Origin of the sequence: Brevibacterium sp. BDJS002 (assembly GCF_028201555.1) — a bacterium.
Taxonomy (GTDB): domain Bacteria; phylum Actinomycetota; class Actinomycetes; order Actinomycetales; family Brevibacteriaceae; genus Brevibacterium; species Brevibacterium aurantiacum.
Genome location: NZ_CP116392.1, coordinates 19540 through 35360, shown reverse-complemented (window position 1 = coordinate 35360; position 15821 = coordinate 19540). Strand labels below are relative to the sequence as shown.

Here is a 15821-nt window from a genome sequence, read left to right as displayed (position 1 = left end):
AGGATCACAGTGGACTTCGCAATCACCCCAGAGACACAGGGACTGCTCGACACAGCAGCGACGTTCGAGGACCGCCTCATATCCGAGGCGCGTGACCGGGAGGCCGCTGGGTCGATCGGAGCCGAGCTGACCCAGGAGATGGGTCGCGCCGGACTCATCGCACCCGAACTCTCGACCCACCTCGGCGGGCAGGGCCAAACGAAGGTGAGCGCAGGACTGGTCACCGAGGCGATCGCTCGGGGCGATCTCAACGTGGCATATCTGCAGGTGGTGGGCTCGCTGATGGGTCAAGTCATCGCCCGCAATGCCAGCGCTGAAGTTGCCGAGCACTATTGCCGACTCATCACCTCGGGTGCCGAGACAGTGGCAATCGGGCTCTCGGAACCCGACGCCGGCTCCGATGCAGGCAATCCCCAGACCACCGCCACGCGCGATGGCGACGATTGGATCATCAACGGCACAAAGTCCATGTCACTGGCCATGACCTCGACGGCCACGGTCATCTTCGCCCGCACCGATCCTGATGCGAAGCGAGGCAAGGGCATCTCCGCCTTCCTCGTCGACCTCGATGCCCCCGGAGTGACCCGCACTGCGATCGCCGATATGGGGCAGGCCGCGGTGGCTCGCGGTTCCGTCGACTTCACCGATGTCAGGGTCCCGGGCAATCACCTCCTCGGCGCCGAAGGAACAGCATTCTCCCAGGTCATGCAGGGATTCGACTTCTCCCGTGCCCTCATCGGACTCCAGTGCACAGGCAGCGCCACCCGAGCGATCGAAGACACGTGGGGGTACGTGCGGGAACGCGAGGCTTTCGACCAGCCGCTGTCGAAGTTCCAAGGCGTCTCATTCCCCCTCGCGGAGGCGGAGACGAAGATGGCCGCCGCAAGGCTGCTGTGTCTGAATACGCTGTGGCTCGGCGACGAGGGTCTACCTCACACTTCGCAGGCGGCAATGTGCAAATGGTGGGCTCCACTCGAGTCCTATCACGCCATCCACCAGTGTCTTCTGCTCCACGGTCAGAACGGCTACAAACAGGACCGTGACGTGGAGAAACGCCTCCGCGACGTCCTGGGCATGCAGATCGGGGACGGAACCGCGCAGATCATGAAGCTCGTCATCGCCAGAGAATCAGCCGGACGCGCCTACGCCCCCTGAAACACCATCACAGCCACTCATCCGACCAAGACACCTTCCGAAAGGACCACATCATGTCTGCACTCGACAACCGCATCATCATCGTCACCGGCGCCGCCTCCGGAATCGGCAAGGGCATCGCGACCCGCCTGGCCGCAGACGGAGCCACCGTCGTCGTCGCCGACCTCGACGAGAAGAAGTCCCAGGAGACCGCCTCGGCGCTGGGCAACGGATCGATCGGCATCGCCGTCGATGTCACCGACCGGGCCAAGGTCGATGCCATGACCGCGCGAACGATCGAAGAATTCGGACGCATCGACGTCCTCGTCAACAACGCCGGCTGGGACAAGGTCGAACCCTTCATGGAATCGACTGCCGACACCTGGGACCGCGTCATCGCGATCAACTTAATCGGGACCCTCAACTGCACCCAGTCGGTCGCCAGTCACATGATCGCCGCTGAATCCGGTGCAATCATCAGCATCGGCTCCGACGCCGGTCGCGTCGGTTCCAGCGGTGAAGCCGTGTACTCCGCGGCCAAGGGCGGCATCATCTCGTTCACGAAGACCTTCGCCCGCGAGGTTGCCCGACACAACATCACCGCAAACTGCGTTTGCCCCGGCCCTGCCGACACCCCGCTGTTCGCGGAGATCTCGGCTGACAACCCGAAGCTGCGCACCGCGCTGGAGAAGGCGATTCCGATGCGTCGCCTCGCCCACCCCGACGATCTGGCCAACGCGGTCTCCTTCTTCGCCCAGCCCGAATCGGCCTACGTCACCGGTCAGACCCTGTCCGTCTCCGGCGGACTCACCATGGCCTGACCCACCCACCCCGTTCAGTCCCCACCCCGATCAACCGAACAGTCCACCCGCACGATCAGCAATCAACGGCACGCACACAGCGCAAAGGAGCCCTGACATGCCCACTCGATTCGACACGATCCTCACCGAATCCCTCATCGCGGACCACACCTCGACCGGTGCATGGAAGAACAGAACACTGCTCGACCACCTCGATCATTGGACGGCGGAGACTCCGAATGCGATAGCCTCACGTGACCCCTACGGGTCCCACACCTATCGGCAGCTGGCCGAGGACTCTCAGCGGTGCGCCCGCGCCCTGGTCGACCTCGGTGTGGAGCCCGGCGACGTTGTCGGCATCCAACTGCCCAATTGGTACGAGTGGCTGGTCATCCACCTCGGCGCGATCCGGGCAGGGGCTGTGAGCAACGGCCTCATCCCGATCTACCGCGACCGCGAAATCGGCTACATGGCGAAGAAATCGGGAGTGTCCGTGCTCTTCGTCCCGCACACGTTTCGGAAGTTCGACTACACGGAGATGGTCGACCGGCTGCGGGCCCAGCTCCCAGATCTGCGCCACACGGTCGTGCTCAGCACGCCTGGGGAAACCGACTTCGCCCCACGTGAGGGATTCGAACGGTGGTCGGACTTCCTCGGCCGCGGCAACAGCGCTTCCGCTGCCGGCGTCGATTGGGAAGCGCGTCGACCCGACCCCAACGACGTCGGTCTCATCCTCTTCACATCGGGAACCACCGGCGACCCGAAGGGCGTCATGCACACCCACAACTCCGTGCTGGCGGCTGCCCTGCCCTGGCCGGACCACCTAGGGCTTGGAGCCGGCTCGGTCATTCACATGGCCTCGACGTTCGGCCATCTCACCGGGTTCATGTACGGAGTGTGCCTGCCCCTGCTCATCGGCGGAACCGGGGTCTTCCAGGATGTCTGGAACGGTGAGGAGTTTGCCCGTCTCATCGACGAATTCAAGGTCGAACACACCTCGGGAGCCACACCGTTCCTCCACGACCTCATCGAGGTGGCGAAGACGACGAGCCATGACCTGTCCAGCCTCCGGCACTTCTGCTGCATGGGTGCACCGATCCCTCGTGTCATGATCCGCGAGTCGAAGGAACTGCTGCCCGAGCTCAACGTCTTCGGCGGCTGGGGTCAGACCGAGTGCGGCCTCGTCACCATGACCGCTCCCGGTGACTCAGAGGAGAAGGTCGCCAGCACGGACGGACGTGCCCTCGGCGACATGCAGCTGCGGGTCGTCGATCCTCTCGGCGAGCCGGTACCTGCAGGAAGTGAGGGAAAGGTCCAGGTCAAAGGCCCATTCCTGTTCGTCGGTTACCTGTTGGAGCCGAAGCTCACCGAAGGCGCCTTCGACGGGGACTGGCTGGACACCGGCGATATCGCCGAGATGGACGCCGAGGGCTTCATCAAGATCGGCGGACGCTCCAAGGACATCATCATTCGTGGTGGGGAGAATATTCCCGTCGCCTACGTCGAGAACATCCTCTACGAGCACCCGGCGATCACCCAGGTCGCTCTCGTCGCCGTGCCTCATCCGCGCCTGCAGGAGATCGCCTGTGCCGTGGTCTCCCTGCGCGAAGGAGAGTCCTTCACAATGGACGATCTGCGTGAATTCTTCGCCTCGAAGGGGGTCACGAAGCACTACTGGCCCGAGGTTCTTCAGATCCTCGACGAGTTCCCGCGCACTCCGAGCGGTAAGATTCAGAAGTTCAAACTGCGCGAGGAAGTGGTCGTGAAGCATGACAAGTGAGACCGAAGATCTCAATGCCATCGTTCGCGGTGCTCGAGCCGAGTTCCGTGAACGGCAGATCGTCGACGCCGCTATCGGCCTGATGCAGAAGAAGGGCGCGCATTCCGTGTCCATGCAGGCGATCGCGAAGTCGACCGGGGTCAGCGTCGGTCTGCTCTACAAGTACTTTTCGGACAAGGAGCAGATCGTCCTCGCCGCAATCACGCGGGTGCTCGAGGACTTCCGCATCCGCGTGCCGGCGGCCATTGAGAAGGCCGACGACCCCGTCGACCGCATCATCGCGGCCTTCACGGAGTTCTGCCAGGTCGTCGACGAGCATCGGCAGGCGGTTGTGCTGACCTACCAGGTCTCACGGTCACTCTCGCGTGACGGCCTCGAGTCCATCCAGACTCAGGAACTCGCAACCCTGCAGCCACTCATCGATGTCGTCTCCGAGGCAGCGGCACAAGACGATCTCCATAACGTCGATGCGCATACCCTCGGCCACGACCTCATGACGATGGCGCACATGTGGGCACTCAAGCACTGGTACTTCCAGCAGCGGGAGGTCAGTCTCGAGGAGTACATCGCCCAGCAGGTGCGTACGGTTGTCATGAACAACCTCAGCGAGAGCGCGCGGAAGCGAGTGGATACGTCGGCAGTCGGGTGAGCAGGAATCGGCTTCGGGTGAGCTGAGGCCCCGCTCAACAGACGCCCGAATCAGCTTGCGCGGGGACTCAGTGAGCGCGGCGAATCAGCCTTCGCAGCGATAGAGCAGGTAAAGATAGCCGTCGTCGGTGCCGTAAAGGGACGCCAGGGAAAGGTCGGCTGGCGGGTCGAACCGCGCACCGTGGAGAATGCTGGTTCCATCCCCTGCCACCAGCATGGGGCTCCTCGTCAGGCTGAGTTCGTCGACGTCCCCGGTTCTCAGCAGATCGGTGAACAGGCGGGGTCCGCCTTCGCAGACGATGCGCGTCAGCCCGCGAGAGACGAGCTCAGCGATCGCCGCGCTCAGGTTCACGGTCGAGCGCCCGGCCACGACCACCTCGGCGACCTCAGCTGCCTGCGCACGGGCTTGCGCGGGAGCATCGGCACACGTGATGACGATTGTTCGTGCATCGTCGGGAGCCTCGGTGAACAGCGGGGACGAGAAGTCGAAGTCCAGGCTGTGTGAGACCACAGCCATGGGCGCAGTCGGGGTTCGCCCCTGACGCAGGTGACGCCACTGCCGATCGTCTTCGGCCGGGCCGTAGTCCTCGATCCGAGCCGTGCCCGCGCCCACGAGGATGACGTCGGCCAGCGCGCGATTGAGCGCGAAGAGCGACTTGTCCGTGTCATTGCCCAGTCCACCAGCGTGACCGGCGATGGTGGCAGCGCCATCGACCGAAGCCACGAACACGGCGCGCACCCAGTGTTCGACACCCTCCGGGAAGGCGAAGGCCTCAGGCAGCGTGACCGTCTCCAGCGGCGCGGGCACGAGCCTGTTCACACTCGGAGCGCCGGTCGAGACGTCACTCGGATCGCCGCTCATCGACCGTCCTTGTTGCCGCTGAGGATGAGGTCAGCGGTGCAGGGGAACACTGGATTCGTCCGTCAGGGCGAGGAATCCGAAGGTCTCCTGCAGGTAGAGCTCGACGCTGTCGCCGTTATGGCTGTGATAGCCGATCGAGAGGTCCTGGCCGAGGTGCAGTTCGTAGTCTCCGCCGCGCACTGAGACGAGAAGCGCGCCCTCGAGAGCCGGGGCCCAGATGATCTCTCCGTCGCCGAGCAGGCGGGACAGATGATCGCGGACCGGGTAGCCGTGGTCGGTCGATTCGGAGACCTTCGTGTACTCCTCCGAGGACAGCAACAGGCTGTAGGGACCGTCGACGCCGGCCTTGCGCAGACCGCTGAGCGCTTGGGCCACGGAGTCGGCGAAGTCCTCGACGGCATCAGGGATCGCCACTGGGGTATTCGAGCTGCCGGGCACGATTCCGCCGATGCCGGCCGAGTCGAGGCCGTGGAGGATCGCGCTGTCCTCGGCCATCGCGATCGTGGTGGCGGCATCCTTGACCGGCTGCCAGTCCGAATCGCCGGACCCGCGTTCGACATCGTCGATGGCCTGCCGGGTGACCGTGAACGGCACTCGCAGCTCGATGAATTCCTGCGAGATGCGCTGCTTGATCGAGATGTCGCCGCCCGTGCTTCCGAGCGTGCGGATGTGACCAGTGCCCACGGATGAGGTCTCGAAGCCCGTGGGGCCTTCGACGTCGACGATGCGGCGGCCGGCGATGTTGCGTTTGAAGGTGCGGCGGGCTTCCTCTTCGATCTCGGCCCAGGCGGAGTCCGTGACTGGGGCGAGATCGCGATAGAGATTATTCACTGTCTACTCCTTTTGAGACTGCCTATTCCGAGGCTGCCGTCGGATGTATCCCGAGCGGCTTCTTCGGCTGTCTGATCTGCGGGTTCGGTGGAATCCTCGGCGAGGACCTCGGCGCGACCAGTGTCGTCGTCCGTGGCTGCATCCTCGTCCTCGCCCGGATCCTCGAGGAAGTCCTGGGTTGGGACGTAGAACAGATTGCCGGTCTCCGCGGTCGAGAAGTCGAGGATGCGGTCATAGGTCCCGGGAGGATCTCCGATGAACATGTTCTCCAACATCTGCTCGGTCACCGAGGGATCGCCGGCGTAGCCGATGAAGTACGTTCCGTATTCGCCGGACTCGACGGAACCGAAGACCATGTTGTCGCGGACGATCTTATGTTCGGTGCCGTCCTCATCCTCGATGGTGTTGAGGATGAGATGGGAGTTCGCGGCCTTGTCATCGTCGTCGAACTCCATGTCGGAGAGCTTGTGGCGACCGAATGCCGCCTCTTGGTCCTCGACGCTCAGCGATTCCCAGTCCTTCATCTCGTGCGTGTACTTCTGCACGATGACGTAGCTGCCGCCTTCGCAGTCGGGGTCCTCGGGACCGACGTAGGCCGAGTCGATGGCCTCCTGATCTTCGGGATTCTCGGTCCCGTCGACGAATCCCAAGATGTCGCGTTCGTCGAAGTAGCGGAATCCGTGCACTTCGTCGACGACGTCGACAGACGAGCCGATTTCTCCGATGATGAGCCGCGCGAGTTCGAAGCACAGGTCGATGCGTCGCGCGCGGATGTGGAAGAGGATGTCACCCGGGGTCGAAGGTGCCGTGTGGGTGTCACCGCGCTGTTCGATGAAGGGGTGGAGCTGAGCGGGCCGCGGTATCGAGTACATGCGGTCCCACAGCAAGGCGCCGATGCCCGTGACACAGCTCAGGTGGTCTTCGCGGGAGCGGAATCCGACGGTGCGCACGAGTCCGCTGACATCGCCGAGGAAGTCCTTGACCTCAGCTTCCGCGCCCGGGTGGACGGTGACGACGAGGAAGATCGCCGAGGGGGCAGGCGGACCCAGGACGTGCTGCGGAGTCCTCCCGTTCGGAAGTGCCACGTTCTGTACCGTCACGCCATCATCTCCTCGTTCGCACGAATGATCATCGAGGTGCACTGCATCATCGCAATGGTGCTTGGCTGGTCAGTATACGCCCCCTCTGACAACGGCCGGCAACCGTCTGACAACGGGAAATATCCGTTTTCGACAACCGCGGAAGTTGTCCTTGCCGTTCACTTCGTCTGTCCTACACTGGGATCAGGACGACAGCATGGAGGTCGAGCATGACGCAGAAGCATCAGGTTCAGGTTCGGCGGGCCTATGACGACCCGGCTCAGAACGACGGCACTCGGATCCTCGTCGACCGCATCTGGCCGCGCGGAGTGAGCAAGGACAAGGCCGAGCTCGACGACTGGCTCAAAGAGCTCGCTCCCTCCAGCGACCTGCGCAAGTGGTACTCCCACGACCCCGACAAGTTCGAGGAGTTCTCGCGGCGCTACCGTGACGAGCTCAAAGACGATGACCATGCCGAGGCGTTCAAGCAGCTCAAGGAGTACGCGAAGAAGGGCAAACTGACCCTCATCACGGCCTCGAAGCGCGACGACATCAGCGACGCGACGGTGCTCAAACACGTGCTCGACGGCAAGAATTCGAACTGAGGGAACAAGGGCGGAACATGAACGAGATCGAACCGGACACACGCGATTGGGCGGATGTGCTCGAGGCCGGATGCCCCGAATGCGGGTTCACCGGACACGAGGACGTCACGAGCGTCCCCGACTTCGCGACAGCCTCGGCGGAAACGTGGAACGAGGTGTTGACCAGGCCGAATGCGCGCGAGCGCACCCAACCGGACCGTTGGTCTGACGTCGAGTACGCCGCTCATGTGCGTGACATCCTCGACCTTTTCCGCGAGCGCACGCACCTGATCATCACGCAGGAGTCCCCGACCCTGCCGAACTTCGACGGTGATGCTGTCGCCATCGAATCCGACTACCGGAACCAGGACCCCGCCGAGGTGGCCGTGGAACTGAGAGCTGCAGCCCTGGCTTACGCTGCCGGCCTGTCGCAGGTCTCCGGGGACCAGTGGGATCGGGTCGGCTACCGCGCCGACGGGCGCGAATTCACGGTCACTTCACTGACCCGATACGGACTGCACGAACTCAAGCATCATCTCCACGACGTCAGCGCGTGAACGCCTGAGCACCTCGGCACTTCAGAAGACGACGCCCCAGACGATGATCGCGATGACGGCGAGGACGAATACGAGGGTCCAGGGGCTGCCGTAGTTGAATCCCCAGCCGATCCCGACGCGCTTCGGCACGAGGAACGCTGGGTCTTTGGGACAGAAGTAGAGGACTCCGAGCTTCCAGTTCGCATCGTCATCGCGAAGTCTCTGCTTCTCTTCCGGGCTGATCGAGCTCATGGACGACTCTCCTCCTCGAGTGTGGTGCGTGAGCATGGTTCCTTGCCGTAACGCTACACCTGCAGTACCCCGTTCGGCACCTGGGCCCGGTTCACAAGTGCTCGCGCGAAAACTATCGTTGACTCATGGCACTGGAATGGGAGCAGACCGTCGTAGATGCCCACGACCCGCAGGTCCTCGGCCGCTGGTGGGCCGAGGCACTCGATTGGGTCGTCGTGGGCAATGATCCGGAAGAATTCGAGATCCGCGAGACCAAGGACAGACTTCCGGGCATCCTCTTCGGACGCGACGATGAGACGAAGTCCGTGAAGAACCGACTCCACTTCGACTTCCGACCGAAGGATCGCGACGCCGAGGTGGAGCGACTGCTTCGTCTCGGCGCCGTCCGCGTCGACGTCGGCCAGACCGGTGAGGAGCCCTGGGTGGTCCTCGCCGACCCGGAGGGCAACGAGTTCTGCGTCCTCTCACCCCACGACCCGTGATCTGGCGCCACCCATGATCTGATCAGTCCTCAGCCTATATTGGACAGCAGTGTCCAAAATAACCTACTCTCGTTCCATGGGCAGGAAGAAGAGCTTCGACGAGCAGGCGGTGATCAACGCCGCGATCGCCGTCTTCAGCGAGCACGGCTATACCGGCACCGACGTCGCCTCGTCTGCGAACGCGCTGACATCGGCCGTTCCAGCTTCTACAACACCTTCGAGAGCCTCGATGCCCTGTTCCTACGGGCACTGCGCGAATACACCGCGTCTGGAATCCCGCTCCGGGAGGAACTGAGGACAGGGACAGCACCGGCACCAGCACTCATCATGCACCGCCTCGGCGGGGAACTGGCCAAACAGTGTGAGGACGATCAGCGCATCGGATGCCTGTCTGCCAACACCGCTGCCGAACTCGGACGTGAGGTCGACGCGGTGTGCACGATCCTCGATCCCGATCGTCAGGCATGGCTGGAGACGTACCGCATCGTCGTGGAACGCGGCCAGGTCGAGGGCCACATTCGCTCCGAGCTCGATGCGGAGGTGCATGCGGAACTCATCCACAGTGTGCTCGCCGGATTGAGAGTCGCAGCTCGGGTCATGCCCGCCGAGAACGTCCAGGCGCAGGCGACCGCGTTCATCGCAGGGCTGTGCACTCCTGCGGGGCTCACAGCACTTCACAACCACACCGCAGCCCGCACCGACCTCCGCTCACCCGGACTTCCCGTCTCAACCGAAAGCAGCCCCCAGTGACGACTTCGACTCACGCGAGAGTCCGTGTCCCGGCCCAGGTCTACCTTCTGGCAGCGGTGATCTTCTGCCTGGGCACCAGCGAGTTCATGATCGCCGGGATCCTCGAACCCATCAGCGCTGACCTGCAGGTCAGCATCCCCCAGGCTGGTCTCCTAATCACCGGGTTCGCCGTGGGAATGATCGTCGGGGCACCGGCGATGGCGCTACTGACCCTCAAGCTGCCGCGGAAGGCGACGATGATCATCTCGATCGTCGCCTTCTCCGCACTGCACATTGTGGCCGCTCTGTCGCCGAACTATTCGATCCTCATGGTCACCCGTGTCCTGGCGGCCATCGCCTGCGGCGGGTTCTGGGCCGTCGCCGCCGTCCACACGACCCGCATCGCCCCCGCCGAGGTGCATGGTCGTGCCCTGGCCAGCCTCGTCGGCGGTCTGACCGTTGCAAACCTCATCGGTGTGCCCGTGGGCACGTGGGTGGGCACCCAGTTCGGTTGGCGGGCGACCTTCTGGGCCGTCGCGATCGTCACCGCTCTCGCCGCCGTCCTCATTGCGCTCACAGTTCGCAGCGCGACCGGGGAGCGCAGCGGGTCGAGCCAGCATCTGCCCACCCTTTTCAAGGCCGAGATCCAAGCGTTCAAGGGCCCGCGGATCTGGTTGGCTCTGGCCACGACTGCACTCTTCCAGGCTTCGGTCTTCGCAGCCTTCTCCTACTTCTCGCCCCTGCTCACCCAGGTGGCCGGAATCTCCCACGACCTTGTGCCGGGAGTCCTGGCCGCCTTCGGCATCGGCGCATTCATCGGCGTCGTCGTGGGCGGGCGATTCGCCGATCGCAATATCTTCGGCAATATCGTCGGCAGCCTCATTGCCCTGGCGATCAGCCTCTTCGCCTTGTGGCTCGTGGCCGAAAACGGCTGGGCGGCGATCGTGATGATCGTCCTCGTCGGCGCCAGCGGGTTCTCCATCGCCGGGGCGCTCAATGCCCGCGTCTTCCAGATCGCCACCCAGGCACCGACCCTGGCAGCCAGTGTGAACACCTCGGCGTTCAACGTCGGCAATGCCATCGGACCGGCGTTGGGCGCGGCGGTCATCGCACTCGGGTGGGGATTCACGGCACCGGTCGTCGTCGCCATCGTGTTGGCACTAGCTTCCCTGGTCGTCGTCGCAGTTGCGATCCGGGTCGAACGGGTCTGGAGTACTCGTATCGGCGTCGCAACGCCCGAAGAGGCCTCAGACGCTGTCGCCTGACGTCGCCGATTCGGAGTATTCCCTGAGCAGCTCCTGAAGCCGATTGGTCATGAAGCGATAGTACTCTTCCATCTGTTCGACTCGCCGACGCTGGACAGATGGCAATGTTCTACCTTGATCCTGCACCGACTCTGCGAAATCGAGCAGTTGAGTCGTTGCTCGATACTGATGGTCAAGACACCCGATCCACGCGTCTGACCTCCAGCGATAGACGAATTGCCGCTGTCCCGGTTCCTTGAACCGTTCGATCACGCCGTTGTCGATGAGCAGCCTCGTGGTCTCTGAGACAGAGCCTTTGCTCGCATCGAGGGCGTCTTGAAGCTGGGCCGTACTCAGCGGTGAGTCGCTGAGCATGAGAACTCCCGCCGCACGACCTGCCATCGGGGGCCAGTTCATGGCCTCGCCGATCCGACGACTGAAACTCTCGATCAGCGACGCCTTCGCTTCCCGATCATCTGTGTCTGCGAGCGCCGCCACGTCGAACTCCTTCATAACAATTCATTTTCTAATGAACATTCACTATTGACTGAATGTTGTGACGTACGTCATTGTATTGGAAGAGCGGAATAGTCCGCCACCCACTCCCAAGCTACCCGTTCTCAAGGAAGATGTGACGTGAAAGAAGACAACTGGGACATCATCGTCATCGGTGCCGGCTCCGCCGGGGCGGCATTCGCGGTTCGATCGGCGGAGAAGGGCAAGCGTGTCCTCCTCATCGAAGCCGGGCGTAACTATCGTTCGGCAGAGATGCACGAAGCGTGGAGATCACCGAACCCTGCAGTCGCAATCATGGAGCCCGACGCCATAGCAGGAATGATGTGGACCGATCTCAACGCAACTCGCACCGATACTCAGCCCGAAGCAATCTACTGGAGAGGAAAGGGCGTAGGAGGAAGCTCATCGGTCAACGGGCAGATTGCGATCCGACCGCCGCTTGAGGATTTCGACGAATGGTCGACATCCGGGTGCGAAGGCTGGTCGGGTGAGGAGGTTCTGCCGTACTTCTCCAAGCTCGAGAACGACGAAGACTTCGGCGCCGCCGAATATCACGGCGATTCCGGGCCCACTCCCATCTACCGCGCGCCGCGCAACAAGTGGGGCGCAGTGGACACGGCATTGGCTGACTCAGCGTTGGCCGCCGGCCACCCCTGGGCCGCCGATGTCAATGCACCGCAGGCGACTGGAGTCTCTCCCTACCCCATCAACTCTCATGATTCGCGCCGAGTCAGCGTCAACGATGCCTACCTCGAAGGCGCGCGTGAACTGCCGACTCTCACAATCCTCGGCGAGGCAACGGTCGACCGTGTCCTCTTCGAAGACTCACGTGCGGTCGGTGTCAGCCTGCTCTCCGGGCAGGACTCCGAAACCCGGTACGCAGACACCGTCGTCCTCAGCGCCGGGGTTATCCACTCACCGACGATCCTCCTACGATCTGGCATCGGCCCACACCACCAGCTCGAGTCTCTGGGCATCGACGTCCTCGCCGACCTTCCTGTGGGACAGGGTCTGCAGGACCATGCGATGGCGTCTATCACCCTTCCGCTCAATGACTCCTCGGGCATCTCGTCACCGGACGATCGCCACACGAATGTGTGCGTGCGCTGGTCCAGCGGCCCAGAAGAGGGAACCGAGATAGTTAGATACAACGATCTGATGTTCGTCTCGATGAACCAGAGCGTGATCTCCATGGCGACGGCGAACACAGGTGCCGAATACGGCGCCTTCGGGGTCTGGCTCAACCAGGCTGACTCCCGCGGCACGGTCACGCTGACCTCGACTGACCCCCACGCGCAACCTGCAGTCGCAGAACGGATGCTCTCCGAGATTGGCGACCGTGCCCGGCTGCGTGCCGGCATCCGAGCCGCAGTGAAACTGCTCGACCAGGACGCGACGCAGGCCATCCTCGGCGGATCCGTGAAGGACTGCAATCAGGAGCTCTTCGCTGTTTTGGACGACGATGACGCCCTGGATGCCCACCTTTTGGCTACTGTCGCCGATGCTCAGCACGGAACAAGCACCTGCCGTATGGGACGAGCCGATGATCCAACCACCGTCGTCGATTCCGACTGCCGAGTGCACGGGACCGAGAACCTCTACATCGTCGACGCATCGATCTTCCCATCGGTGCCCCGCGCCAACACGAACCTGGCATCGATCATGGTCGGCGAGCTGATGGCCGACCGCATCAACTGACCAGGGCACAGGCCGACTCCGGCACAGCCACCGACCATTTCCCATCTTCAGAGGAGACGCGACAATTGTGAAGACACTGCAGAACTACATCGACGGCACCTGGACCGACTCCCAGGACCCGAACCGATTGACGGTGATAAATCCATCGACCGAGGAGCCAGTCGCCGAGTTCCCGCAAGGGGCGGAAGCCGACGTCGACCTGGCAGTCATCTCGGCGCGGACAGCCCAATCCGCGTGGAGGGCACTGACGGTCGAGGACCGCGTGGCCCGGATCATCCGCTGGGCGGATCGGATCGAGGAACACACCGACGAACTGGCCGAACTCGAATGCCGCGAGATGGGCAAACCCGTGGGCATCGGCCGCAACTTCATCGCGGCCGGAGTTGGAGGGCTGAAGGCCTCCGCACGGGAAGCGCTGACATACGCATTCGAAACCTCTGCCGACGATCCCGACGGAGGTCGCACTCGAATCATCCGCCAGCCGGTGGGCGTGGCCGCCGTCGTGACACCGTGGAACTTCCCCGTCACGATGGTTTTAGGTGCTCTCGGCCCCCTGCTTGCGGCCGGAAACACCGTAGTGATCAAGCCCTCCGAACGCTCACCGCTGTCGACAGTGCGACTGTTCGAGCTGCTCGACCTCCCCGACGGCGTCCTAAACCTCGTGCTCGGCGACGTCCACGCCGGTGAACCCTTGGTCGGTCACGAAGACATCGACCTGGTTCACTTCACCGGTTCCGTGTCCGCCGGGCGGAAGGTCGGTGCCGCATCAGGAGAGGCACTGCACCGTGCAGTTCTCGAACTTGGCGGAAAGGATCCGGTCATCGTCGACGAAGACGTCGATGTTCGGGCGACCGCTGAGGCGGTGGCCTTCGGCTCGTTCGTCAATACGGGGCAGATCTGCACATCAATGGAACGCATCTTCGTGCATCAGGCCATTTCTGAGGAATTCGTCGTCGAGCTGGTCAAGGCTGCCGAAGCGTACGCCTTCGGCGATGGCCTGCAGCCGGATGTGATGATGGGACCCCTGGTCGACGAGAGGCAGCGGCACATCGTCGGTGACCAGGTCAGCGATGCCGTAGCGAAAGGTGCCACGGTGCAAACAGGAGGTGAAGTCCCCGATGGTCACGGGTTCTTCTATCCAGCAACTGTCATCACCGATGTCGACTCTTCGATGTCGGTCATGACTGAGGAGACCTTTGGTCCTATCGCTCCGGTCTCGGTCGTGTCGTCATTCGTTCAGGGGCTCGAACGGGCGTCAGAGTCATCATTCGGACTGGCTGCCACGGTGTACTCGCGCAATGCCGATCACATCGATCTGGCTGCCAGCATCCCCGCCGGTGTCGTTTGGGTCAATCAGTGGCAGGGCGGCAGCGGCGTGCGGACCTATGAGCCGGCCCGAGCCAGCGGCATGGGAGCCACCGGAACGACGGCTGCCTATGACTCAGCTACGCGACCATTCACGGTGCACATCGCCCCGGACGGATCTTAAGTCAGCTCAGCCGCTCTCAGCCGTCCCCGGCCCGTTCGAAGCGCAGCAGGGTCATTCCACCGGGGTAGCTTGTGGCCTCGGTCCGAGACCAGATCTCCCTGTCGAATCCCGCATCATGACCCCAGAGCGGAATTCCCGAGCCCAGGGTCACGGGCCCGAGTTTGATGATCAGTTCGTCGATCTCCGGTCGCAGGCTCGCTGCGAGTGTGCCTCCACCGACAAGCCAGATGCCCTTTCCCTGTTCGTCCTTGAGCTGCCTGATCCGCTCGATCGGATCGCCGCTGACGATTTCGACGTCCGAATCGGATGGAGACTCCAAGGTCGTTGAGAACACGAGGTGGCGCAGATGAGGGTAGGCGTCCGGCAATCCAGCGGCCAGGCCGATTTCGAAGGAACGACGTCCCTCGACCACGGTATCGAAGTGATGCCCAGGGTCGGTGACGCCCAGCGCCTGCCGGGCGGGGCCGGGCAGAGTCTCGGGGTACTCGGTGCGGATGAAGTCGAGGTAGTCATCGGTCATGGGCCACCAGGAACTCGGATCGCTCCCATCGGGTCCTGCGATGAAGCCGTCGAGGGAGGAGGCCACGAAATAGCTCAGTCTTCGTTGATCGGGCATCTTCGCAGTCTAAACCAGCGACCCCACCGGTCCGAGGGTGACGCGAACGTTCTTCCACGGCTTCACCCAGGTCATCGCCTCAGCAACGAGCGTCTGACCACACGAGCTGCACACTTCACCGTGTGTGGTCTCCTCGCCGCAGTCTTCGTGGATCATCGCCATATGTCCGCCTGCAGCGGGCATCTCCGTGTGCTTCTCTCCCCAGAGCGCAAGCTGCTGGAGGATCGGCAGAAGATCGGCCGCGGCCTCGGTGCCAGCGTATTTCTGGCGGGTGCGTGCACCGTCCTGATAGTCGACCCGCTCGAGCAGACCAGCCTCGACCATCGCATGCAGACGCCGGCTGAGCACCGCTTCGGAGATCTGCAGTCCCTCACGCAACGCCTCAAAGCGACCGCGTCCATGGAGGACGTCACGGACGATGAGCAGCACCCAGGGGTCACCGAGCACATCGAGCGATCTCCCGATGGGGCACAGCGCCTCGGACCAGTCTGATCTCAACGGCATGAGCCCTTTCCTTTCTTCAGCGAAGTCTGTCTATACT

General features: G+C 63.1%; 19 protein-coding genes. 12 read left to right on the top strand and 7 right to left on the bottom strand.

The window, feature by feature from the left end:
• The first annotated feature begins 9 nt into the window (after positions 1-9).
• The 4 genes from PGC08_RS00180 (at position 10) to PGC08_RS00165 (ending at position 4363) form a co-directional block, all read left to right on the top strand.
• On the top strand, positions 10-1155 hold the full coding sequence (locus tag PGC08_RS00180; RefSeq protein ID WP_096160122.1) for an acyl-CoA dehydrogenase family protein: 1146 nt from the start codon (positions 10-12) through the stop codon (positions 1153-1155).
• Positions 1156-1208: 53 nt separating this feature from the next.
• Positions 1209-1955 carry an SDR family NAD(P)-dependent oxidoreductase gene (locus PGC08_RS00175; protein WP_096160123.1) on the top strand — a complete coding sequence of 249 codons (747 nt, stop codon included), beginning with the start codon at positions 1209-1211 and terminating at the stop codon, positions 1953-1955.
• Positions 1956-2052: 97 nt separating this feature from the next.
• Positions 2053-3714, top strand: a complete 1662-nt coding sequence (locus PGC08_RS00170) for an AMP-binding protein (RefSeq protein WP_096160124.1) — start codon at positions 2053-2055, stop codon at positions 3712-3714.
• Complete coding sequence (locus PGC08_RS00165) at positions 3704-4363, top strand: TetR/AcrR family transcriptional regulator (RefSeq protein ID WP_271709210.1); 660 nt, start codon at positions 3704-3706, stop codon at positions 4361-4363. The genes PGC08_RS00170 and PGC08_RS00165 overlap by 11 nt, the downstream gene beginning before the upstream one ends.
• 84 nt (positions 4364-4447) lie before the next feature.
• Here the strand turns inward: PGC08_RS00165 and PGC08_RS00160 are convergent, their stop codons facing one another.
• The 3 genes from PGC08_RS00160 to PGC08_RS00150 are packed head-to-tail and all read right to left on the bottom strand — an operon-like array spanning position 4448 to position 7155.
• Positions 4448-5224 carry a pyrimidine reductase family protein gene (locus tag PGC08_RS00160; protein ID WP_271709209.1) on the bottom strand — a complete coding sequence of 259 codons (777 nt, stop codon included), beginning with the start codon at positions 5222-5224 and terminating at the stop codon, positions 4448-4450.
• A 30-nt stretch (positions 5225-5254) separates the two neighbouring features.
• Positions 5255-6055 (bottom strand): family 1 encapsulin nanocompartment shell protein, encoded by an 801-nt coding sequence (locus PGC08_RS00155; RefSeq protein WP_009884820.1) that lies wholly within the window; start codon positions 6053-6055, stop codon positions 5255-5257.
• Positions 6052-7155, bottom strand: coding sequence for a Dyp-type peroxidase (locus PGC08_RS00150; protein ID WP_069601202.1), 1104 nt, complete (start codon positions 7153-7155; stop codon positions 6052-6054). The genes PGC08_RS00155 and PGC08_RS00150 overlap by 4 nt, the downstream gene beginning before the upstream one ends.
• A gap of 209 nt (positions 7156-7364) precedes the next feature.
• Here PGC08_RS00150 and PGC08_RS00145 point away from each other — a divergent pair, with 209 nt between their 5' ends.
• Together PGC08_RS00145 and PGC08_RS00140 are read left to right on the top strand one after the other, a co-directional pair.
• On the top strand, positions 7365-7739 hold the full coding sequence (locus tag PGC08_RS00145) for a DUF488 domain-containing protein (RefSeq protein WP_009884818.1): 375 nt from the start codon (positions 7365-7367) through the stop codon (positions 7737-7739).
• Positions 7740-7756: 17 nt separating this feature from the next.
• Entirely contained in the window at positions 7757-8275 is a 519-nt protein-coding gene (locus PGC08_RS00140; protein WP_271709208.1) for a DinB family protein, read from the top strand.
• A gap of 21 nt (positions 8276-8296) precedes the next feature.
• On the opposite strand, the gene PGC08_RS00135 is transcribed toward PGC08_RS00140, so the two are convergent.
• Positions 8297-8506: a DUF5808 domain-containing protein gene (locus PGC08_RS00135; RefSeq protein WP_009884816.1), complete on the bottom strand. Its 210-nt coding sequence runs from the start codon at positions 8504-8506 to the stop codon at positions 8297-8299.
• Between the two features lie 125 nt (positions 8507-8631).
• Here PGC08_RS00135 and PGC08_RS00130 point away from each other — a divergent pair, with 125 nt between their 5' ends.
• From PGC08_RS00130 to PGC08_RS00115, 4 genes are all read left to right on the top strand, one after another.
• Positions 8632-8988 (top strand): VOC family protein, encoded by a 357-nt coding sequence (locus tag PGC08_RS00130; RefSeq protein ID WP_009884815.1) that lies wholly within the window; start codon positions 8632-8634, stop codon positions 8986-8988.
• Positions 8989-9064: 76 nt separating this feature from the next.
• A complete protein-coding gene (locus tag PGC08_RS00125) occupies positions 9065-9283 on the top strand; it encodes a hypothetical protein (RefSeq protein ID WP_271709207.1) in 219 nt (72 codons plus the stop codon).
• A gap of 32 nt (positions 9284-9315) precedes the next feature.
• On the top strand, positions 9316-9738 hold the full coding sequence (locus PGC08_RS00120) for a TetR family transcriptional regulator C-terminal domain-containing protein (RefSeq protein WP_271709206.1): 423 nt from the start codon (positions 9316-9318) through the stop codon (positions 9736-9738).
• The gene (locus tag PGC08_RS00115; protein WP_271709205.1) at positions 9735-10982 is read left to right on the top strand and encodes a Cmx/CmrA family chloramphenicol efflux MFS transporter; all 1248 of its coding nucleotides are present in this window, start codon (positions 9735-9737) and stop codon (positions 10980-10982) included. Before PGC08_RS00120 ends, PGC08_RS00115 begins: the two co-directional genes overlap by 4 nt.
• Here the strand turns inward: PGC08_RS00115 and PGC08_RS00110 are convergent.
• Positions 10965-11474, bottom strand: a complete 510-nt coding sequence (locus tag PGC08_RS00110) for a GbsR/MarR family transcriptional regulator (protein ID WP_096160132.1) — start codon at positions 11472-11474, stop codon at positions 10965-10967. The two genes, PGC08_RS00115 and PGC08_RS00110, sit on opposite strands and share 18 nt — an antisense overlap.
• 123 nt (positions 11475-11597) lie before the next feature.
• Here PGC08_RS00110 and PGC08_RS00105 point away from each other — a divergent pair, with 123 nt between their 5' ends.
• Positions 11598-13175 carry a GMC family oxidoreductase gene (locus PGC08_RS00105; protein ID WP_096160133.1) on the top strand — a complete coding sequence of 526 codons (1578 nt, stop codon included), beginning with the start codon at positions 11598-11600 and terminating at the stop codon, positions 13173-13175.
• A gap of 67 nt (positions 13176-13242) precedes the next feature.
• Complete coding sequence (locus PGC08_RS00100; RefSeq protein WP_271709204.1) at positions 13243-14664, top strand: aldehyde dehydrogenase family protein; 1422 nt, start codon at positions 13243-13245, stop codon at positions 14662-14664.
• 16 nt (positions 14665-14680) lie between these two features.
• On the opposite strand, the gene PGC08_RS00095 is transcribed toward PGC08_RS00100, so the two are convergent.
• Positions 14681-15280: a dihydrofolate reductase family protein gene (locus PGC08_RS00095; RefSeq protein WP_101598036.1), complete on the bottom strand. Its 600-nt coding sequence runs from the start codon at positions 15278-15280 to the stop codon at positions 14681-14683.
• Between the two features lie 9 nt (positions 15281-15289).
• Complete coding sequence (locus PGC08_RS00090; RefSeq protein WP_101598037.1) at positions 15290-15784, bottom strand: winged helix-turn-helix transcriptional regulator; 495 nt, start codon at positions 15782-15784, stop codon at positions 15290-15292.
• Between the last annotated feature and the right edge of the window lie 37 nt (positions 15785-15821).